Origin of the sequence: Enterobacter sp. KB-221C9 (genome assembly GCF_041320715.1) — a bacterium.
In the GTDB taxonomy this organism is placed as follows: domain Bacteria; phylum Pseudomonadota; class Gammaproteobacteria; order Enterobacterales; family Enterobacteriaceae; genus Enterobacter; species Enterobacter asburiae_D.
Map to the genome: position 1 here is coordinate 188,714 of NZ_JBGIWG010000003.1, position 20,990 is coordinate 209,703.

Annotated in this window: 18 protein-coding genes and 1 tRNA gene; 13 read left to right on the forward strand and 6 right to left on the reverse strand. The window is 56.5% G+C overall.

Annotated features, from left to right (window positions below; all coding sequences use genetic code 11):
- Nucleotides 1–4 precede the first annotated feature (4 nt).
- From AB8846_RS05010 to sfmF, 3 genes are read left to right on the forward strand one after another with little or no spacing between them, the layout of a single operon-like run.
- Nucleotides 5–2,569: a fimbrial biogenesis usher protein gene (locus AB8846_RS05010; RefSeq protein WP_370732199.1), complete on the forward strand. Its 2,565-nt coding sequence runs from the start codon at nt 5–7 to the stop codon at nt 2,567–2,569.
- Between the two features lie 13 nt (nt 2,570–2,582).
- Complete coding sequence (gene fimH, locus AB8846_RS05015; RefSeq protein WP_331413125.1) at nt 2,583–3,587, forward strand: type 1 fimbria D-mannose specific adhesin FimH; 1,005 nt, start codon at nt 2,583–2,585, stop codon at nt 3,585–3,587.
- A 9-nt stretch (nt 3,588–3,596) separates the two neighbouring features.
- Entirely contained in the window at nt 3,597–4,121 is a 525-nt protein-coding gene (gene sfmF / locus AB8846_RS05020) for a fimbria assembly protein (protein ID WP_063145737.1), read from the forward strand.
- A gap of 51 nt (nt 4,122–4,172) precedes the next feature.
- Here sfmF and fimZ read toward each other — a convergent pair whose 3' ends face one another.
- From fimZ to AB8846_RS05035, 3 genes are all read right to left on the reverse strand, one after another.
- On the reverse strand, nt 4,173–4,805 hold the full coding sequence (gene fimZ, locus AB8846_RS05025; RefSeq protein ID WP_370732200.1) for a fimbria biosynthesis transcriptional regulator FimZ: 633 nt from the start codon (nt 4,803–4,805) through the stop codon (nt 4,173–4,175).
- An 800-nt stretch (nt 4,806–5,605) separates the two neighbouring features.
- The gene (locus tag AB8846_RS05030; protein ID WP_331413120.1) at nt 5,606–6,334 is read right to left on the reverse strand and encodes a DNA-binding response regulator; all 729 of its coding nucleotides are present in this window, start codon (nt 6,332–6,334) and stop codon (nt 5,606–5,608) included.
- A 24-nt stretch (nt 6,335–6,358) separates the two neighbouring features.
- Complete coding sequence (locus AB8846_RS05035; RefSeq protein ID WP_370732201.1) at nt 6,359–7,054, reverse strand: EAL domain-containing protein; 696 nt, start codon at nt 7,052–7,054, stop codon at nt 6,359–6,361.
- A 278-nt stretch (nt 7,055–7,332) separates the two neighbouring features.
- Between AB8846_RS05035 and AB8846_RS05040 the strand changes: the two genes are divergently transcribed.
- The 7 genes from AB8846_RS05040 (at nt 7,333) to pheP (ending at nt 15,688) form a co-directional block, all read left to right on the forward strand.
- Nucleotides 7,333–7,409, forward strand: a tRNA-Arg gene (locus AB8846_RS05040).
- A gap of 348 nt (nt 7,410–7,757) precedes the next feature.
- The gene (locus AB8846_RS05045; RefSeq protein ID WP_370732202.1) at nt 7,758–8,774 is read left to right on the forward strand and encodes an iron ABC transporter substrate-binding protein; all 1,017 of its coding nucleotides are present in this window, start codon (nt 7,758–7,760) and stop codon (nt 8,772–8,774) included.
- A 24-nt stretch (nt 8,775–8,798) separates the two neighbouring features.
- Complete coding sequence (locus AB8846_RS05050; RefSeq protein ID WP_370732203.1) at nt 8,799–10,373, forward strand: ABC transporter permease; 1,575 nt, start codon at nt 8,799–8,801, stop codon at nt 10,371–10,373.
- Nucleotide 10,374: 1 nt separating this feature from the next.
- Complete coding sequence (locus tag AB8846_RS05055; RefSeq protein WP_370732204.1) at nt 10,375–11,406, forward strand: ABC transporter ATP-binding protein; 1,032 nt, start codon at nt 10,375–10,377, stop codon at nt 11,404–11,406.
- A gap of 149 nt (nt 11,407–11,555) precedes the next feature.
- Nucleotides 11,556–11,831, forward strand: coding sequence for a DUF1471 family periplasmic protein YahO (gene yahO, locus AB8846_RS05060; protein ID WP_063145209.1), 276 nt, complete (start codon nt 11,556–11,558; stop codon nt 11,829–11,831).
- Between the two features lie 184 nt (nt 11,832–12,015).
- Entirely contained in the window at nt 12,016–14,199 is a 2,184-nt protein-coding gene (locus AB8846_RS05065; protein ID WP_370732205.1) for a TonB-dependent receptor, read from the forward strand.
- A gap of 103 nt (nt 14,200–14,302) precedes the next feature.
- Nucleotides 14,303–15,688: a phenylalanine transporter gene (gene pheP, locus AB8846_RS05070; RefSeq protein WP_063145211.1), complete on the forward strand. Its 1,386-nt coding sequence runs from the start codon at nt 14,303–14,305 to the stop codon at nt 15,686–15,688.
- Nucleotides 15,689–15,836: 148 nt separating this feature from the next.
- Here pheP and AB8846_RS05075 read toward each other — a convergent pair whose 3' ends face one another.
- Nucleotides 15,837–17,081: a mechanosensitive ion channel family protein gene (locus tag AB8846_RS05075; protein ID WP_047648498.1), complete on the reverse strand. Its 1,245-nt coding sequence runs from the start codon at nt 17,079–17,081 to the stop codon at nt 15,837–15,839.
- Between the two features lie 65 nt (nt 17,082–17,146).
- Nucleotides 17,147–18,583, reverse strand: a complete 1,437-nt coding sequence (locus AB8846_RS05080) for an MFS transporter (RefSeq protein WP_063145212.1) — start codon at nt 18,581–18,583, stop codon at nt 17,147–17,149.
- A 107-nt stretch (nt 18,584–18,690) separates the two neighbouring features.
- Between AB8846_RS05080 and AB8846_RS05085 the strand changes: the two genes are divergently transcribed.
- From AB8846_RS05085 to AB8846_RS05095, 3 genes are all read left to right on the forward strand, one after another.
- A complete protein-coding gene (locus AB8846_RS05085; protein ID WP_370732206.1) occupies nt 18,691–19,560 on the forward strand; it encodes a helix-turn-helix transcriptional regulator in 870 nt (289 codons plus the stop codon).
- Nucleotides 19,561–19,699: 139 nt separating this feature from the next.
- Nucleotides 19,700–20,029 (forward strand): type II toxin-antitoxin system RelE/ParE family toxin, encoded by a 330-nt coding sequence (locus AB8846_RS05090; RefSeq protein ID WP_370732207.1) that lies wholly within the window; start codon nt 19,700–19,702, stop codon nt 20,027–20,029.
- Nucleotides 20,010–20,297, forward strand: coding sequence for a helix-turn-helix domain-containing protein (locus AB8846_RS05095; protein ID WP_047347197.1), 288 nt, complete (start codon nt 20,010–20,012; stop codon nt 20,295–20,297). The genes AB8846_RS05090 and AB8846_RS05095 overlap by 20 nt, the downstream gene beginning before the upstream one ends.
- Before the next feature lie 36 nt (nt 20,298–20,333).
- On the opposite strand, the gene nfsB is transcribed toward AB8846_RS05095, so the two are convergent.
- The gene (nfsB, locus tag AB8846_RS05100) at nt 20,334–20,987 is read right to left on the reverse strand and encodes an oxygen-insensitive NAD(P)H nitroreductase (RefSeq protein ID WP_370732208.1); all 654 of its coding nucleotides are present in this window, start codon (nt 20,985–20,987) and stop codon (nt 20,334–20,336) included.
- Nucleotides 20,988–20,990 lie beyond the last annotated feature (3 nt).

A 20,990-nucleotide genomic window follows, 5' to 3' on the forward strand; every position in this document is an offset into this window, starting at 1 on the left:
GGCGATGAAAAACCACCAGAGACGTTACTGCCCGGTTGCACTGGCGCTGATGGCTGCGCTCTGGCCGCTGGCTGGCTGGAGCGAAAGTTATTTCAACCCGGCCTTCTTGTCCGACGACGCCGCCAGCGTGGCGGATTTGTCGCGCTTTGAACAAGGACACCAGCAGGCACCCGGCGTTTATCGCGTGGATATCTGGCGTAACGATGAGTTTATCGGTACCCAGGACGTGCGTTTTGAGCAGGCCGAACACACGCCGCCGGTGGCGGGCGGTTTGTCGGCCTGCATTACGCGCGCGATGCTCGATCGCTTTGGCGTCAACGTCGCGGCGTTTCCCGAGCTGGCTAAGGTGCAGGGCGAGACCTGCGTTCCGCTGACCACGGCCATACCCGGCAGCGAAACGGTATTCAACTTTGCCTCACAGCGTCTGGACGTCAGCCTGCCGCAGGTGGCCTTGCAAAACAGCGCCCGGGGCTACATTCCGCCCGAACAGTGGGATGAAGGCATCCCCGCCGCGCTGGTGAACTACAGCTTCTCCGGTAACCGGGGAAGCGAAGACGACAGCTATTACCTCAACCTGCAAAGCGGGTTGAACTATGGTGCCTGGCGTTTGCGTAACAACGGCGCGTGGCGCTACACGCAGAATAACGGGCAGCGTCACAGCGAGTGGCAGAATATTGGCACCTGGGCGCAGCGCACCGTCATCCCGCTTAAAAGCGAACTGGTTCTGGGCGACAGCAATACCGGAAATGACGTCTTCGACAGCGTCGGTTTCCGCGGCGGGCGGCTCTTCTCGTCCGACAGCATGTACCCGGACAGCCTTCAGGGCTACGCGCCGACCGTGCGCGGGATCGCCCGTACGCCCGCCAAAGTGGTGGTGCGTCAGAATGGCTACGTTATCTATCAAAGCTACGTGCAGCCGGGCGCATTTGCCATTACCGATCTTAACCCGACCTCCTCAAGCGGCGACCTGGAAGTCACGGTCGAAGAGAAAGACGGCACCCCGCAGCGCTATACCGTGCCGTACTCCACCGTGCCGCTCCTGCAGCGTGAAGGGCGCTGGAAGTACGACCTCGTCGCGGGGGATTACCGCAGCGGTAACAGCGATCAGGATACGCCGTTCTTCACCCAGGGCACCCTGATTACCGGTCTTGCCAACGGCTACACGCTCTACGGCGGGACGCAGCTGGCGTCACGCTATACCGCGGTGGCCGTCGGGGCCGGGAAAAACCTGGGTGACTGGGGGGCGGTCTCGCTCGATATCACCCACGCCCGCAGCCAGCTCGCGGACGACAGCAAGCATGAAGGGCAGTCTCTGCGCTTCCTCTACGCAAAATCCCTTAACGGCTTCGGCACCAACTTCCAGCTGCTGGGCTACCGCTACTCCACGAAAGGGTTTTACACCCTCGACGATGTGGCCTGGCGCTCAATGGAAGGCTATCAGTATGCCGATAGCCAGAACGATAGCGATGTGCCGGACGTGCAGAGCTATCACAACCTGACGTGGAATAAAAAAGGCCGCTTCCAGCTCAACGTATCTCAGTCGCTGGGGGACTACGGCTCGGTCTACGTCTCCGGTAGCGAGCAGACCTACTGGGGAACAGACGAGACGAACCTCTGGTACCAGCTGGGCTACGCGGGAGGCGTGAAGGGGATCAACTACTCCGTCTCGTGGTCGTGGAACAAATCCGTTGGGATAGACGGTACCGATCGGATCGCGTCGTTTAACGTCTCCGTGCCGTTCAGCCTCTTTACCCGTCAGGGCTATCGCCGGGACAGCGCGATTGACCGCGCCTACGCGACGGCATCCGCCAGTCGAAACAGCGATGGCGAAACAAGCTGGCAAACCGGCGTCAGCGGAACGCTGCTGGAGGACCGCAACCTGAACTACAGCGTGACCCAGGGACACGCCAGCAACAACGGCTCAAGCGGAAGCGCGAGCGCCAACTGGCAGGCGACCTACGGCACGCTGGGCGTGGGCTACAACTACTCCCGCGACCAGCACGATCTCAACTGGCAGCTCTCCGGCGGGGTGGTCGGCCACGCCGACGGCGTGACCTTCAGCCAGCCGCTGGGCGACACCAACGTGCTGATCAAAGCGCCGGGGGCATCAGGCGTCAGTATTGAAAACCAGACCGGCGTGAAAACCGACTGGCGAGGCTACGCGGTGATGCCGTATGCCACCGTCTACCGCTACAACCGCGTGGCGCTGGATACCAATACCATGAGCAACAACACCGATATCGAAAACAACGTGAGCAGCGTGGTGCCGACCAAAGGCGCGCTGGTGCGCGCCAGCTTCGATACCCGCATTGGCGTGCGCGCCCTGCTGACGGTGATGCGCGGCAACCAGCCCGTGCCGTTCGGCGCGGTGGTCCGTGAAACCCAAAGCGGCGTGACTAGCATGGTGGGGGATGACGGGCAAATTTACCTGAGCGGGCTGCCGCTGGAAGGCGAACTGCTTATCCAGTGGGGCGACGGGGCGCAGTCCCAGTGTCGCGCGCACTATCGCTTGTCGCCTGAAAGCCAGAACCAGGCCATTACCATGGCAGGGGCAAGCTGTGATCGTTAACGAGGTTCCAAAGATGCGCATTTTACGCAACGTAATGAGCTTTGCGCTGCTGTGCAGCGCGATGCCCGCATGGGCAACGGTTTGCCAGAACTCCACTGGCGTGGCGAAGGATATCTCCTACGATCTCTCAAACGTTTTTAACAGCTCCAATAACAAACCGGGGCAAATTGTGACCCTTGCGCAAAAGTCCGGGCTGGTCGGCGTAAATGCCATCTGCCCCAAAGGAACGAGCGGGAAGTCCACGATGCGTAGTTACGTCACCAGTCTGCCGATAACGACGGTGATTGATAACTATAAGTATGTGCAGCTGAATGACTACCTTGATGGCGCAATGCAGATCCACGATGACTTCGCGGGTACGTTCTACCCGCCAGCCAACTATATTCAGATGGGGCAGCACCCTAACGTTCCGAATAACAAGGCGTTTCCGGTTACCGACTCGAAGCTTGTCTTCCGCCTGAGAGTCACGCGGCGGTTTATCAATATGGTGGTGATCCCGCAGCAAACCATGTTTCGGGTGTATGTGACGACCACAACATCTGACCCACTGAATACGCCGGTGTATACCATCAGCTATAGCGGTACCATTCAGGTGCCGCAAAGCTGCGCGATAAATGCCGGGCAGGTAGTGGAGTTCGATTTTGGCGATATCGGTGCATCGTTGTTCAGCCAGGCGGGTGCCGGTAATCGTCCCCAGAAAGTCTCACCGCAAAGTAAAACCATTGCCATTAAGTGTACGAACGTAGAGGCCAACGCTTATCTGACGATGCGCATCGAGGCGGAAAAAGTCTCTGGCAATGCGCTGATTTCCGATAACCCGGATCTTGGATTTGTGGTAGCGAACGATAGCGGCGCCCCTCTGACGCCTAACAACCTGAACAGCAAAATACCGTTCCGCCTGGACGACAGCGCGCAGGCGCAGGTAGCAATTCGGGTATGGCCGGTGAGCATTACCGGGAATAAACCCGCAGAAGGCCGCTTCACCTCTCGCGGCTATCTTCGCGTGGATTACGATTAAGGGGGAATGATGCGGAACTGGAAATGGCATTGCGCTGCGGTAGCCCTGGCGATGTTTCAGGCAAACGCGTGGTCAGCCACTGCACTGGGCGAGATCAATATTCAGATGTCCGGCAATATTGTCGATTTCACCTGCGTTGCCGAGGGCAGCGACAGCGACAAGACCGTCACGCTGGGCACCTGGCCCACGAAACAGCTCAGTACCACGGGGAGCCGCACGCAGCCCATGCCGTTTACGCTGAAGCTGACCGGCTGTCCGCCGGGGGCGGCGTCCATTACGTTTTCGGGTAAAGCCGACGGGAGCAATAGCGGCTTGCTGGCGCTGAATGACGCCAGTACAGCAAGCCATGTTGCCGTTGAGATCAGGGATGCGGATAAAACGCGTCTGGCTCTCCAGCAGGCCAGCCAGGCGGTCTCGGTTGATGCGCAGGGGAATGCGATTCTGTCGTTTTATGCCAATTATATTGCCACTGCCGATAACCCTCAGCCCGGACGGGCCGATGCGGACGCTACCTTCATGATTAATTATAATTAGCACTGACCGCACTCCCTGAAGCTCAGATAAGCTGCAGGGAGTGAATTCAGGTTATAGCAGCTCGTGCGCTTTGGCGTAATCAATTAATTCCACGATGCTTTGCACGCCCAGCTTGGAATAAATATTGGATTTATGCGCGCTAATGGTCTTGTTGCTTAATAGTAACTGTTCAGCAATTTCCTTGTTGGATAATCCATTCGCCAGATACCGTAATACCGTCACCTCGCGATTCGATAATGGCATATCCACTGCCATCCCTTTCCCTGAACCCAAATGGTTTATAAAGTTCAGCGTTTCCGATGGGAAAAAAGAATAGCCCATCAGGATCATCTCTACGGCGTTGTAGATCTCCCCTAAATCTTTTCGCTTACTGACGAAGCCATTTGCCCCGGCGCGAATGGCGCGACCTGCGTAAAATATCTCTGATTTAGACGAGAGGAACAGAACCTTAATGTCTTTGTTTAAGTTTCTGATTCTCTTAAGTAAAGCGAAAGCATCCGTGCCCGTGATTTCAATGTCAAGGATCACCAGATCGATAGGGTGATTGCGGATACAGTCAAGGACTTCATGGCTATCGCCAGACTTGAGCTTGACTGTGATATTCTTATTTTTCTGTAGCAGGACTTCTATCGACATTCTGACGATAGGATGTTCGTCCATAATGATAACGGATGCCGGTTTCATTTTTAATGCCTCAGATTGTTAAAAGCGTTATGCAGAGTTTCGTAAAACTCTCGAAATGCCGGAAGGATATAATGTGCAGATCCCTATGCCGTAGTATTTCCCTGGAAAGAGCGAAAGCATCCTTGTTTACGTAATGAAAAGAACTATGCCTCAGCGCGGTCATCTCATTTGGCTGGTGTTGGCAAAAAGATTTTTCTTATTCAGATTTGGTACGCATCTTATTATACAGGGTAAGTTTTTTCCGAAAACCCTGTAAATTAATATCCGCTAATGGGTTTGTATTATCTTCTGGATCTGAATCGCTATTTTTTTAAAATTAGCGGAAATATCCTGTTATCTCATTTACCGCATATTTTCATCTTTATGTAATAACAAAAAATAACAGATATCTCTGTATGTTGATCAGTTGTTAACAAAAAGAGGTGTCATTTCAGGTGGCGAACCCGCGACGGTGAGGTTAAAAATTGCCCTCGCAGGCCGCCAGACCTTCATCTGAAAGTGCTTGAGTTGACCCGGATAACTCGGCCTGCTCCACAGGAGAACATGCTACCCGCTTCGCTTTTTACTCCTGGGCGGGGTCGCTAAGCTGCTTGTTTTTACATCATTATCATCTTGTTAACGCCATCTGCATTCACTTAACGGATGGAGGAAAGTGCTGCCGTTCATTCAATTTATGGCATTTCACAAGGTTTACGCCCATAAATTAGGAATAGTTATAAATTCGATTTTTTTGTTAAAAATTAACATTTATGTAACGCAATTGGTAAGTAAATTCCTAAACCGCTTTAGGAAATAAGGGGTTAGGACGTGAGTGAAAATGTGCAGTCTGAGAGGTTATTAAGAAGATGCAGCAATTCCTGGCGATGGCTTAGCCCCAGCTTCAGCAGGATGCAGCTGAGACGATAGATAATGCGGCTATAGGGACGATTCTGCATAAGGGCAATCTGACGCAGTGACTTACCTCGTGAGAGCTCCTGCAGGATGGGCCATTCATTGCGCGAGAACCAGTCTTTGTCGGAACCCTGCGGGGGACGGGTATCCAGCAGGCTGTGCTGGAGCGCGGCGGCGTTCATCTGACGTTCGAGCACATGAAAGGGACCTGCCGCTTTGCAGAAGAGGCGGGTGTCGTAATTATCGGCCCGGACTAACAGCCAGGGCGTCAGGAACGGAGGAAACAGGCTATGCCGTCTCAACTGATCCAGTTTCTCAATAAGCCCCGTGGAGCGGCTTTCAACATCCACGACCAGGCGGGCTGAAGGCCACTGGGTCTGAGCGATAAGGGCGTCATCCAGCGTGGCGTAGTCGCAGCAGCTGCTCAGGGGAAACTGCCCGTTGAGAAAACCGGTGCGCAGGTAGTGATCCTCCGTCACCAGAAGGATGAACGGGGCGTCTGTTTTGCGGGGCTGGCTGATGGACTGGCTCAAAAATTCGAGCCGGTCGAAAAAGGGGGGAGCAAAAGGTGAGCGCGTAAATCCCAGTGCATCACTTCCTGTACGCCGCCGCCGGTAACGGCGCACTGTCATTCGCATGGTCTCCCTCCTGGAAATGGCTTTTTAATCCTCCGGCCATGTCCAGGACGGCCAGTAATACCCCTGGCCGAGATCTGCGCCTGCCTGCAGTGCCCAGGTACGATCGCGTTCAGTCTCAATACCTTCGATAAGCACTTTCCCGGCCAGTTGAAAGCAAAGGGAAACCAGTTGCCTCAGTGCAGGGGTGTTGCGTAAACGCCAGAAAGCTTCCTTATCTATTTTGATGCCGCTTAACGGGAGTCGGCAGGATAAAAACGACTGCACTAAGACGTCATCCACGTCATCCAGCCAGATTGCGTGTCCCTGTCTGCTAAGCTGCTGCAGATTCTGAACCACATGCTGCTTTTGCGCGATGGACAGCGCCATAAAGGACGCGAGGTCGACAATCTCAATATTGAGCGGCGCGCCTGGTAACCGGATAAGCCGCTGAAAAGACGCAGGCTCTGTCAGGACGGTTATCGGCAGATTAATAAAAAGGTTATGACCGTGCGGCGTATTTTTTAACGCGGCAAGCTGTGCTTCAAGCAGCGTTATCGACCAGTCTGCGGACCGATGGCAAAAAAAGTCCTCGCTGCGCCGCGTGTCGGACAGAATGCTAAGGACCTCCACGCCAACCTGGCGCATGGAGGAAAGGGCGACGATGGGCTCAAGCTTAATGCCGACGATGTCCTGAGAAATGTACTGTAACCGGGGCGTATCGATCAGGTTTTGCGCTGTCACTCCATTGTCCTGTTGTCTGTCAGCCTCCAGGCGGCCGGGATACCTGACTCTAGTGTGACGAGCTGACGTTGAGGAAAACAGCAGGCGTTACTTAAATGCAACTAAGCCTTTTCGCAGCGCTAAATTTTACGGTGAAACAGGGGGAAATGTTGAGAAAATAGCCGTATTTACAATCGGCTAGCGGTAATTGCCGTGGAAAACGGAAAAGGCATTGACTCACCTGCCATTGACCGTATAATTCTTCGCGTTTCACCGCCGCGAAGTTCACGCTTCTCAGTGCGCCCTTAGCTCAGTTGGATAGAGCAACGGCCTTCTAAGCCGTAGGTCGTAGGTTCGAATCCTACAGGGCGTACCATTCAGCCTACACCGCTTTCATTTCTTCCTGTTTCCGACAAAGGTCATTCTGCTTCCTGAGTCCCTTATCGACCGTTTATTAACCCTGATATCGCCTTTTAAATAACGGATTAATAAATAGAAGGCTAATTAAAATCTGAGTATTTTAAACATTAAGGTTTTCTTAATCTTTTATTTGGTGCTGTTTTAAAATTAGATTTTTATCATCCTAACCGCCACGCCAGGGATATTTTACACTTTTACGCGTAAACTGGATTGATACTAATTATCATTAGCGTTGTTGTATGCTTTAATCCTGTCCCACAAAGCTATGAGTCGTTAATCCCGTTGGTCTATTAAGGATATGTTCATGAATTCTCGCCTGCTGTCCTGCTTCTCGCTTGCCTTGTTGTCTTCATCCCTTTTCCTTTCCACACAATCGGTTGCCGCCGATAACAGCGACGGTATCGTTGTTTATAACGCGCAGCACGAAAACCTGGTGAAGTCGTGGGTTGACGGTTTTACCAAAGAAACCGGTATTAAAGTCACTCTGCGTAATGGCGATGACAGCGAGCTGGGTAATCAGCTGGTTCAGGAAGGCAGCGCGTCACCGGCCGACGTATTCCTGACGGAGAACTCGCCGTCAATGGTGCTGGTGGATAATGCAAACCTGTTTGCGCCGCTGGATGCAGACACCCTGAAGCAGGTACCGACAGAATATCGTCCGGCGCACGGCCGCTGGATCGGCATTGCCGCCCGCAGCACGGTATTTGTGTATAACCCGGAAAAGCTGAAAGAACAGCAGCTGCCTAAATCGCTGATGGATCTGGCAAAACCCGAGTGGAAAGGCCGCTGGGCGGCATCACCGTCAGGCGCGGATTTCCAGGCCATCGTGAGCGCGATGCTGGCTCTGAAAGGCGAGAAGGCCACCCTGGAATGGCTCAAGGCGATGAAAGCCAATTTCGTTGCCTATAAAGGCAACAGCACGGTGATGAAAGCGGTCAATGCCGGTCAGATTGATGGCGGCGTGATTTATCACTACTACCGCTTTGTCGATCAGTCCAAAACCGGTGAAAACAGCAAAAACACCCAGCTCTACTACTTCAAACACCAGGATCCGGGCGCGTTTGTGAGCCTCTCCGGCGGCGGCGTGCTGGCGTCCAGCAAGCATAAAGCACAGGCGCAGGCCTTCATCAAATACATTACCGGTAAAGAAGGTCAGGAAAGCCTGCGTACCAACAATGCCTTTGAGTATGCGGTGGGCGTGAACGCGGCCTCAAACCCGAAACTGGTCCCGCTGAAAGATCTTGATGCGCCGAAAGTTGAACCTTCAACGCTCAACAGTAAAAAAGTTATCGAGCTGATGACGCAAGCCGGTCTGCTGTGATCCTGAGAGTGAAGTGAACGTCTTATGTCTGGTCTGAGTCTCGACGTCGGAAAAAACAGAGTGCAGGAGCCTGCCCGCAGGCGTCCTGCACTGCCGATGGTTGCGTTAGCTGTATTGTTTTCATTGATGGCGCTTCTGCCTTTGGGTTTTATCATTGCCATTGGCATTGAGACGGGCTGGGAAACCATTAAGGCGCTGGTGTTCCGCCCGCGCGTGGCTGAGCTGCTCAGCAACACGCTGTGGCTGACGGCTTTAGCGGTTCCGCTGTGTATCGTGACGGGCGTGGCCATCGCCTGGCTCACCGAGCGCACGCAGCTTGCCGGGCGGGGGATCTGGTCTGCACTGGCGGTCGCCCCGCTGGCGATCCCCGCGTTTGTGCAAAGCTACGCCTGGGTGAGCGTTGTCCCGTCCATGCACGGGCTCTCCGCGGGCGTGTTCCTCTCCGTTCTTGCCTACTATCCCTTTATCTATATGCCGGTTGCGGCGGTGCTGCGTCGCCTTGACCCTACGCTTGAAGATGTCGCCGCTTCGCTGGGTACGCCGCCGTGGCGAGTCTTTTTCCGCGTGGTGCTGCCCCAGCTCAAGCTGGCTATCTGCGGTGGCGCGCTGCTGGTGGCGCTGCACCTGCTGGCGGAATATGGCCTGTACGTAATGATCCGCTTTGATACCTTCACCACGGCAATTTATGACCAGTTCCAGTCTACCTTCAGCGGCCCGGCGGCGAACATGCTGGCGGGTGTGCTGGCCTTGTGCTGTCTGGCTATCCTGATGCTGGAAGGCGTAACGCGCGGAAAAGCACGCTACGCGCGCATTGGCGCCGGGGCCGCGCGCGAGCAGAAGCGCTGGCCGCTGAAGCCTGCGGCAGCCGCGCTGGGCCAGCTGTTTTTCATCGTGCTGATCGTGCTGGCGCTGGGCGTGCCGCTAATTGTCCTGTGCCGCTGGATTTGGCTCGGCGGCGTGCAAAACTGGATGAACCCCGATCTCTGGCACTCCCTGCGCCAGACGCTGATGCTCGGCGTGGGCGGTGCGCTCCTGACGACGGCGTGCGTGATCCCCATCGCGTGGCTCGGTATCCGCTATCCGCACCGCATCTTCCGGATGCTGGAAGGGTGCATCTATATCACCAGCTCGCTGCCGGGCATTGTCACGGCGCTGGCGCTGGTCACCGTCACCATTCATTACGCCCGCCCCATTTACCAGACGGAAATTACCCTGTTCCTGGCCTACCTGCTGATGTTTATGCCCCGCGCGCTCATCAACCTGCGGGCGGGGATTGCGCAGGCGCCGGTCGAACTGGAGAACGTGGCGCGCAGCCTGGGCAGCACGCCCGCGAAGGCGCTCTGGAGCGTCACGATGCGGCTGGCCGCGCCGGGTGCGGCGGCGGGAGCTGCGCTGGTTTTCCTCGGCGTCAGCAATGAGTTGACTGCCACGCTGCTGCTCTCTCCGCTGGGCACGCGCACGCTCTCCACCGGATTCTGGGCGTTGACCAGCGAGATTGACTATGTGGCCGCCGCGCCTTACGCGATGCTGATGATCCTGATTTCACTCCCGCTGACCGCCATTCTCTATATGCAGTCGAAAAAAATTGCAGGGCTATGACATGCTTGAATTAACCGCCATTTCTAAATCATTTTCTGATGTGCAGGTGCTCGACAGCTTAAACCTGAGCGTTGCGCAGGGGAGCAGGACGGCGATTGTCGGGCCGTCCGGGTCGGGGAAAACCACGCTGCTGCGTATTCTTGCCGGGTTCGAAACGCCTGACACCGGGCGCATTGTCATGCAGGGGAGAACGCTGTTTGATGAAAACAGTTTTGTTCCCGCCCACCTGCGCCGGATCGGTTTTGTGCCTCAGGAGGGCGCGCTGTTCCCGCACCTCAACGTGGCAGACAACATCGCCTGGGGGCTGGACGGCACCCGCCACGAGAGGCGCCAGCGCGTTGATACGCTGATGGAGATGGTTTCTCTGGACAGGCAGCTCGCAACCCACTGGCCCCACGAGATTTCCGGCGGACAGCAGCAGCGCGTGGCGCTTGCCCGCGCGCTGGCCCAGCGTCCTTCACTGATGCTGCTGGATGAACCGTTCTCGGCGCTGGATACCGGCCTGCGCGCCATGACGCGTAAGGCAACGGCCGATCTGCTGGCCGAAGCGGGCGTGGCCTCGATTCTGGTCACCCACGATCAGAACGAAGCGTTGTCTTTTGCCACGCAGGTTGCCGTCATGCGCTCCGGACGCTTCACGCAGGTCGGCACGCCTTATGACGTCTACACCCGTCCCGTTGACGAAGAGACGGCGCTGTTTCTTGGCGATGCCGTGATCCTGCCTGCCCAGCTCGCTGGCGGGTATGCGGTGTGCGCACTGGGTGAAGTGCCGACGGACAACGCGCAGGCGACAGGACAGGGCAGGGTAATGATGCGCCCCGAACAATTACGCGTGACGGCATGTGCAGCGCATGAAAGCCCGATCTCAATTCTTGATGTGGACTTCACCGGCCAGCTGTCGACGCTCACTCTGGGATTAGCCGGGCAACAGCAGCCCGTGATTCTGAAGACCGTCAGCCAGCCAGGATGGAACCCGGGCACGGCGGTACGCATTGATATTGCTGGTACCGCGCGTGTATTCGAATATTCTTAATATTCGTTAGTAATTTCATGCAACGGGTTGTTATAAAAGAATTTTCCCGAGCGTATGGCATTTCCTGAGATTCTCTACCATGCTCATAAAACCTCACCACACTGCGTGAGGTTTTTCGTAGTTGCTGATTAATCTCAAGGAAAAAGGTTATGAAAAAGACGACTGCTATTTTGTTGGGAACGGCGTTACTGTTTACGACCAATGCTTTTGCTGCTCAGTTGCTGACTAAAAGCGAGTTCAAGAAAGTTGCGTCTCAGTATAAAAAAATCGGTACGGTAAACACCTCGAATGAAGTATCGATTGATGATGCAAAAAAAGAACTGATTGAGAAAGCCGATAAGAAAGGCGCGGATGTCCTGGTGCTCACGTCAGGGAACACCAACAATAAAATTCACGGTACGGCCAATATCTACAAGAAAAAATAACGTCATTGCAGCCACTCCCGAAACGGAGTGGTTATTCCCCTCTCTTCTCGCCAAACCTCCTCATGAACGCGGTTACACTTGCTAATGCATGTATAATGCGTATAGTTCTCATTTGCATTTCAATAAACACATTCTAAGGCCCGACAACGGGTCATTTTTGCGCGCACGTTTAAATGAGTTAACGATGAACAACACCATGATGCACAACACGCTGCTGGCGTTTGCCGTTGGCGCGGTGACACATTCCGCCTTCGCGGCGGACGATCAAAAAGAGGACACCCTCGTTGTCCAGGCTGCACCAGCCAGCGATTTCAAACCCGGCGGCGACCAGCTGGTACCGGCCTTCCTTGACGGACAGGTGGCGAACGGCGGACGCATGGGGATGCTGGGCCAGCAGAACGCCATGGACGTGCCGTTCAACCTCATCAGCTACACCTCGAAGCTGGTGGAAGATCAGCAGGCGAAAACCATTGCCGATGTCGTCGCGAACGATGCGGGCGTACAGTTCGTTCAGGGGTACGGCAACAGCGCGGAGACCTACCGCATCCGTGGCCTGAAGTTTGACGGCGACGACATGACCTTTGGCGGGCTGTCCGGCGTGCTGCCGCGCCAGGTGGTGGATACCCAGATGGTTGACCGCATTGAGATCTTCAAAGGGGCAAACTCGCTGATGAACGGCGCGGCAAGCTCCGGCGTGGGCGGGATGATCAACCTTGAGCCAAAACACGCGGGCGAGCTCCCGCAGGCGAAAGTCGGCGTGGACTATACCTCGGATTCCCAGATTGGCACCACGCTGGATGCGGGCCGTCGCTACGGCGACAGCGACCAGTTTGGCGCGCGGGTGAACCTGGTCCATCGCGAAGGGGAAACCGGCATTGCGAACGATCGCCGCCGCACCACGCTGCTCTCAACCGGCCTGGATTACACGGGCGACCGCTTCCGCACCTCGCTGGATCTCGGCTATCAGAAGAAAACCTTCCACGGCAGCCCGACCAGCGTCAATATTTCCGCGGTGGACTTCGTGCCCGAGCCGCCGAAAAACGATCGTAACTTCTCGCAGAAGTGGGCCTACAGCAACATCGAAAACGAATTTGGGATGTGGCGCAGCGAGTACGACATCGCCGACGGCTGGACCGCCTATACCGGTCTGGGCGCGCAGCACGCGCATGAGGAAGGCATCTACAGCGCGCCGAAGCTGGTGGACAAGAGCGGCAAGGCCACGGTCAGCCGCCTCGACACCAACCGCATCAGCGATTCCGTCAGCGGGATGGCGGGCATTCGCGGTAACTTTGACACCGGTTTTGTCTCGCACAAGGTCAACGTCGGCTATTCGGCGATGACCAAAAACGAAAAAATCGCGTGGAAAATGTCGGCGGCGAAGGATAACCCGACCACCAACATCTATCACAATACCGGCGTCGATATGCCGGATAGCACTAACTTCAACGGCTCTGGCGGGAAGTACAGCGATCCGCTGACCAGTGGGCGCACCCGTACGCAGGGCTGGCTGCTGAGCGATACGCTGGGCGTGCTGGACGACAAACTGCTGTTCACCGCGGGCGCGCGCCATCAGAAGGTGGTCATTCGCGGGTATAACAAAGTCACCGGTGCGGAAAACGCGGCGGACGGCTTCGACGGCAGCCGCTGGATGCCCACCTACGGCGTGGTCTACAAGCCGTGGGAGACGATCTCCCTCTATGCTAACCACACCGAAGCGCTGCAGCCGGGTAAAACCGCGCCTAACACCGCCACCAACTACGGCCAGAGCACCGGTATCGTTCACTCTAAGCAGAACGAAGTGGGCGTGAAGGCGGACTTTGGCCGCGTGGGCGGATCGCTTGCGCTGTTCGAAATCAAAATGCCGTCGGCGATCCTCGACGACAGCGGCCACTACGGGCTTGACGCCGAGCAGCGTAACCGTGGCGTGGAGCTGAACGTCTTCGGCGAGCCAATGCTGGGGATGCGTCTGAACGCCAGCGCCACCTGGCTGCAGGCCGAGCTCACCAAAACCAAAAATGGCGTGAATCAGGGCAACGATGCGATCGGTATTCCGAACTTTTACGCCGTGCTGGGCGCGGAGTACGACATCAAGCCGATTAACGGCCTGACCGCCACCGCCCGCGTGAACCACTCCGGCGCGCAGTACGCTGACCTGGCAAACAGCAAAAAGCTGGACAGCTACACCACGCTGGATCTGGGGATGCGCTATCGCTTCGCGGTGAACCACAATGAAAACCAGATGACGGTTCGTGCGGGCATCGACAACGTGACCAATGAAAACTACTGGGCCAGCGTGGACGATTCCGGTACCTATATTACGCAGGGCGAACCGCGCACCTTTAAGGTCTCGGTTGGCTACGCGTTTTAAGCGTTCCACCTCGTTATCCGGGGCAGGGATGCCCCAATCCCTTGCTACCTCCAGCATGAAGTGTTAAAACGTGCCCCTTCTAAAAAAGAGACAGGGGTAGGACGTGAAAGACGCGTCATCCGCTTCAGGCCATGGTAGCGCTGAAGCCTCGTCGGATCAGAATCCGACGCTGCAACGTGGTTTGCAAAATCGACATATTCAGTTAATTGCCCTTGGCGGCGCGATCGGTACCGGGCTGTTTCTCGGCATCGGCCCCGCTATTCAGATGGCTGGCCCGGCGGTTCTGCTGGGTTACGGTATCGCCGGGATTATCGCCTTCCTGATCATGCGCCAGCTTGGCGAGATGGTCGTTGAAGAGCCGGTTTCAGGCTCCTTCGCGCACTTTGCTTATAAATACTGGGGCCCGTTTGCAGGCTTCCTGTCCGGCTGGAACTACTGGGTCATGTTCGTGCTGGTGGGGATGGCGGAGCTGACCGCCGCTGGCATTTATATGCAGTACTGGCTCCCGGACGTGCCAACGTGGATCTGGGCGGCGGCCTTCTTCATCATTATTAACGCCGTTAACCTCGTCAACGTGCGCCTGTATGGCGAAACCGAGTTCTGGTTTGCGCTGATCAAGGTGCTGGCGATTATCGGAATGATCGGCTTCGGCCTGTGGCTGCTGTTCTCCGGCCACGGCGGCGAGCGCGCCACCATCGACAACCTGTGGCAGCACGGCGGCTTCCTCGCCACCGGCTGGAAAGGGCTGATTCTCTCCCTGGCAGTGATCATGTTCTCCTTCGGCGGACTAGAGCTGATTGGTATTACCGCCGCGGAAGCGCGCGACCCGCATAAAAGCATTCCAAAAGCGGTCAACCAGGTGGTGTACCGTATTCTGCTGTTCTACATCGGCTCGCTGGTGGTGCTGCTGGCGCTCTATCCGTGGGTGGAGGTGAAGTCCGACAGCAGTCCGTTCGTGATGATTTTCCACGATATGAACAGCAACCTGGTGGCCTCGGCGCTGAACTTCGTCATTCTGGTGGCGTCTCTGTCGGTCTATAACAGCGGCGTTTACTCCAACAGCCGCATGCTGTTTGGCCTCTCCGTACAGGGCAACGCGCCGAAGTTCCTCACTCGCGTCAGCCGTCGCGGCGTGCCGGTGAACTCCTTGTTCCTTTCTGGTGCTATCACCTCGCTGGTGGTGCTGATCAACTACCTGCTGCCGAAAGAGGCCTTTGGCCTGCTGATGGCGCTGGTTGTCGCCACGCTGCTGCTGAACTGGATCATGATCTGCCTCGCGCACCTGCGCTTTCGCGCCGCGATGCGCCGCAAGGGACGCGAGACGCAGTTCAAAGCGCTGCTTTACCCGGCGGGGAACTACATCTGTATCGCGTTCCTGGGGCTGATTCTGGTGCTGATGTGCACCATGGATGAGATGCGCCTGTCGGCGATGCTGCTGCCGGTGTGGGTGGTGTTCCTGTTTATTGCCTTTAAGCTCTCGCGAAGGTAAAAGCAAAACGGCAACCTGGTTGCCGTTTTTAGTGTTTGCACCCTCTCCCTGTGGGAGAGGGCCGGGGTGAGGGCACCAGACCGCACCAAACCAGACCGCACCTGCCTTCACGCCCGGTGGCGCTTCGCTTACCGGGCCTACAAACGAATTACCTGGCGATAACGCCCGCCAGGGAGCGAATATCGTTCCCGGTCGGGGACTGGTGAATACGCAGCCCAAACTCATCCACCACCGCGAAAATATGGTCGAAGATGTCGGCCTGAATTTCCTCATATTCTGCCCAGACCACCGTGTTGGTGAAAGCATATATTTCAATCGGCAAACCATTCGCATCAGGCGCTAGCTGGCGCACCATCAGCGTCATATCTTTGCGAATGCGGGGGTGGTTGCGCAGATATTCATTCAGGTAGGCGCGGAAGGTGCCAATATTGGTCATCTTACGCAGGTTTAATACCGACTCCCCTTCACCGTTTTTCTGATTCCACAGGTTAATTTCCTCATGCCGCGCGGCCAGATAGGGCTTTAGCAGTTTCGCCTGAATGAGTTTCTGCTGTTCCTGCTCGTCGAGAAAATGAATGCTGGTGGTATCAATATTCAGGCTGCGCTTAATGCGTCGCCCGCCGGAGGCAGACATGCCGCTCCAGTTAATAAAGGCGTCAGAGACCAGGGCCCACGTCGGAATGGTCGTAATCGTATTATCGAAGTTGCGTACTTTAACGGTGGTCAGACCGATGTCCGTCACCGTGCCGTTGGCACCGTATTTCGGCATCTCCAGCCAGTCGCCGAGCTTGAGCATGTCGTTGGCGGAAAGCTGAATCCCCGCCACCAGTCCGAGTATCGGGTCTTTAAACACCAGCATCAGAACGGCGGCCATGGCGCCCAGACCGCTTATCAGAATCGCCGGGGACTGGCCGATCAGCAGGGAGATAATCAATATCCCCACCAGGATGGCGCTCACCAGCTTGATGCCCTGGAAGATCCCTTTCAGCGGCAGCTGTGATGCGGTGGCCATTTTCTGCGACAGATTAAAAATCACGTCCAGCAGCGAGAAGAATGAGAGCAGGGCATACACCATCACCCACAGCTTTGCGCAGGTGGTGAGAATTTCCGCCGCTTCGCTGCCCTTTTGCAGCCACAGTACCGCCTGGACGTTGACGATTATCCCCTGAAGGGTGAAGGCCAGACGGTGAAATAATTTATTCTGGGTAATAATCTGCAACCACAAATGGCTGCTGGCCTGAGCGCGTTTTTCGAACGCGCGAAGCACCACTTTGTGCAGAATAAAATGAACGATGATGGCGGTAAGAAAAATAATACCAAAGATAATCACTAAAGAGGTGGTGTGATTAATTTCAATGCCTAACTCTTCAACCTGAGCAATTAATTCCTGCATAACGTCTCCTTTATTGATGCAGCCCCATAATGGCGGCTGCGGATCTATTATGCAAATTCACGGGCTTATTTGGTGGCCTGGCAGACCTTCACCACCGGCAGGCACAGGCTATGGCGGATGCGCAGCGTCGCCAGGGCGAGCACCACCATCATCGCCGTTTCCACCATCAGGAAGACGTTAACCGCCTGGGTGTAATCCCCGTGGTGGTTCTGCAGCGCGTGCAGCAAAATCGCGCCAAAAATGGCCGGGCCAAGCCCCAGCGCGGCCTGCTGCAGCGTGCTGAGAATGGCGCTCGCGGCCCCCGCGTCGTCAGGCTGGATATCGCGCATCCCGATGCGGTAGAAGCTGTTCACGATCAGCGCCTGCCCGTAGCCGACCAGCCCGGTCGCGGGCGCCAGCGTCAGCGCGGTATTCTCCATTCCCCAGACGCGGAACGTGGCGATCAGCGCCAGCAGGCCGACAATCTGGATCGCCAGACCGGTCAGCAGAATGGTACTGGTGCTGTAGCGAGCAATCAGCCGCGGCGCGAACCACGCGGAGATAAAATAAGCCACCCCAAGGGCGATAAAACTGTTCCCGGACTGCCACGGTGCCATCCCCAGACCGGTTTGCATGGTCAGCGCCATACAGAACATAAACCCGGACCAGACGCTGAAAAAGAGCATCGCAATCAGTATGCCAAAGCGAACGCTGCGAAGCTGCAGCAGGCGAGGCGGGATCAGCGGGTGGGCATTCTCACGCTCCTTTTTGCGCGCATTCAGCGCCATCAGCCAGGCCAGCGGGATAATGGCGAGCAGCATCGCCTTCAGCGGCCACGACCAGTGCCACTGGGGGCCGAGCGCCGTCGGGAATAGCAGGCAGCAGAGAATAATCGCCAGCAGCACGGTACCCGGCCAGTCGATGCGTGACGGCGTCTCGCGACGGGTTTCGGGTACGAAATGGCGACTCAGCGCCAGCACCACCAGACAGATCGGCACGTTGATAAAGAAGGCGTTACGCCAGCCCAGCCCGGCGATGTCCGCCGATACCAGCCAGCCGCCGCCCATTTGCCCGACGATAAACGCAATCCCACCGATGCCGCCAAACAGGCTGATGGCTTTTGCGTGGGCGGGACCTTTGAGCGTGACGTGCAGCGTGGCGAGAATTTGCGGCACGATCAGTGCGGCTCCCGCACCCTGAACGATGCGCGCGGCCAGCAGCTGTTCAATGTTCCCCGCCATCCCGCACAGCAGCGAGGCGAGGCCAAAGCTCGCCACGCCCCACATAAACAGGCGTCGACGGCCAAAGTTATCCCCCAGCTTGCTGCCGAGCGCCAGGCAGACGGCGAAGGCTACGCCGTAGAGGGCGACAATCAGCTCCAGCTCGGTGGCGGTGGCGTGCAGCGAGTGGGTGATGGCGTCCAGCGCCACGTTGGTGATTGAGGTATCAATCATCGGCAGCATCTGGCCGGTTAGCAGCAATATCAGGCCAGCGCGGCCCGGTGAAACAACTGACGTATTCATGGGATCTCCATTGCGTCATTCATCAGATGGTCGTAGCATCAACCATCTGATAAACGGGTACCAGTTCTTGCTTATACTGGTACTGGTACTACCATGCAGGGGGATTTATGGCCTTGATGTCTGAACCCGTCGTCTCACTTCAGGATGACACCCGAAAACAGCTGGGGGCATTTTTACGCGCGCGACGTGAAAGCCTCGATCCGCAGCGTCTCGGCCTGCCGCGCAGCGGCCGTCGCCGCACGCCGGGTCTGCGCCGCGAAGAGGTGGCGATGCTCGCTGACGTGGGCGTGACCTGGTACACCTGGCTGGAGCAGGGCAGGGACGTCAACCCGTCCAGCGCGGTGATGGCGGCTGTGGCGAAAGCCTTGCAGTGTACGCCGACCGAAGCCCGTCACCTTTTCGTGCTTGCCGGGTTGCCGCCGGGCGAAGCCCCGCAGGCGGTCTGCTGCGAGGGCATCAGCGAAGGCACGCGTCGCCTGCTGGATACGCTGATGCCAAAACCTGCCAGCATCCAGAAGCCCAATTTCGACATCGTGGCGTGGAACGACAGCTTCGGCCACCTGATGGGCGTCGATTTCAATGAAATCCCGCCGGAAGACCGCAACTGTATTTACCTGTTCCTCACCCATCCGGCGTGGCGCGCGCGTCTCGGCAGACGTGACGATGTGCTGCCCATATTTGTCTCCTACTTCCGCGCGGCGATGGCCGAGCACCGGGGCGACCCGCTGTGGGAAGCCAAACTGGCGCGCTTCTTTGCGGTGTCCGACGAGTTCAAAACCCTGTGGCACCAGCGCAACGACGTGCGCGGCGTGGAGAACCAGCTCAAGCTGTTTACCCATCCCGATCTGGGGGATTTTACGCTGCAGCAGATGTACTGGTACTCCGCGCCGCGAAACGGGTCGCGGCTGCTGGTGTATCTGCCGGTGGATGAGGCAGGGGAGCGGGCGATGGCCTGGCTGGCGGCGCAGGGAAAATAAGTTTTTTGCGAGACGGTTTCAGGGAATCAACGCGGATCCGGTTCTGCCTGTTTAAAGCGGGTAAGGTGATACACGAAAGGCTAAATTAGCCTTTAATGTAAATTGCCTTATATGCTAATATCATCAGGGATGAAAAACCGTGTTCAGACTTATCGTTCATGAGGCGGTCAGGGAAGAGATTCTCTCACTGCCTGCTGGGGTACAGGCGAAGCTGATTCGACAGCTTGATAAATTACGCACTAACCCGACAGTACTGAGAGAACCTGACAGCAAACCCTTACCCTATGGTTTGTTTGAAATCAGAACCGTTGGGCTGATCCACACTCGTGGGATCTACGTGTATCAGCGGGAAAAGACAATTTTTCTGCTGAGGGTATTTATCAAGAAAACGCAAAAAACGCCCTCTGCTGAACTCCGTCTGGCATTGAAACGACAACAGGAGATGTTGGATGAGCAAAAAAATTATTGACTGGGATGAGCTCAGAGCGGAGCTGTTAAATAATTCAGAGGTACAGGCTTCATTTGATGCAGAAGAGCGCAAGGAGCGCCTGCGAGAGATGCTGGCGCAATGGCGCGACCATGCTGGTCTGACGCGCGCACAGGTGGCGGAGCGAATGGGCGTAAGCGCACCCACCGTATCAAGAATGGAAGCGAATATAACCCGGGCGAGCCTTGATACCTTAACGCGCTATGCGCTGGTGTGTGGGGTTAAACACCCGCAGATTACGCTTTATTGAAAACAGGCACGCCGGAAGCCAGCGTGCCAGCAGTGATTAGCACTCGGTCACAATCGTGCTCAGCGGCAGGCGAGACTTCGGCAGCGTGGCGTTGAAATCTTCCACGCTGTGGTGCCCAACCGGTACCACCACCAGGCTGGTGAAGCCTTTCTCTTTCAGGCCAAACTCTTCGTCGAGAATAGCGGCGTCGAAGCCTTCAATCGGCACCGCGTCCAGACCCAGTGCGCCCACGCCCAGCAGGAAGTTGCCGACGTTCAGGTAAACCTGTTTCGCCATCCACTGGTCGTCATCTTTCAGATCCACACGGTGCATGTCGGCGAAGAAGTGGCGGCCTTTATTGTTGGCGGCTTTGGCTTCCGGCGTGTTGAAACGGCCATCGGCCTCTTCCTGATCCACCACGCGCTCCAGCCAGGCATCGTCCAGCGCGGTTTTCGCGCAGAACACCACCACGTGAGAAGCATCGAGCATTTTGCGTTCGTTGAACACATAGGTGCCCGCGGCGGATTTTGCCACGCGCGCTTTACCTTCCTCGGTGCTGGCTACGATGAAGTGCCACGGCTGGGAGTTGGTGCTGGACGGGCTGTACTGCAGCAGGGTTTTGATTTTTTCCGCTTCTTCCGCGGTCAGTTTTTTGCTTGCGTCGAACGCCTTGGTAGAGTGGCGTTTCAGGGCGACAGAAATGATATCCATAAC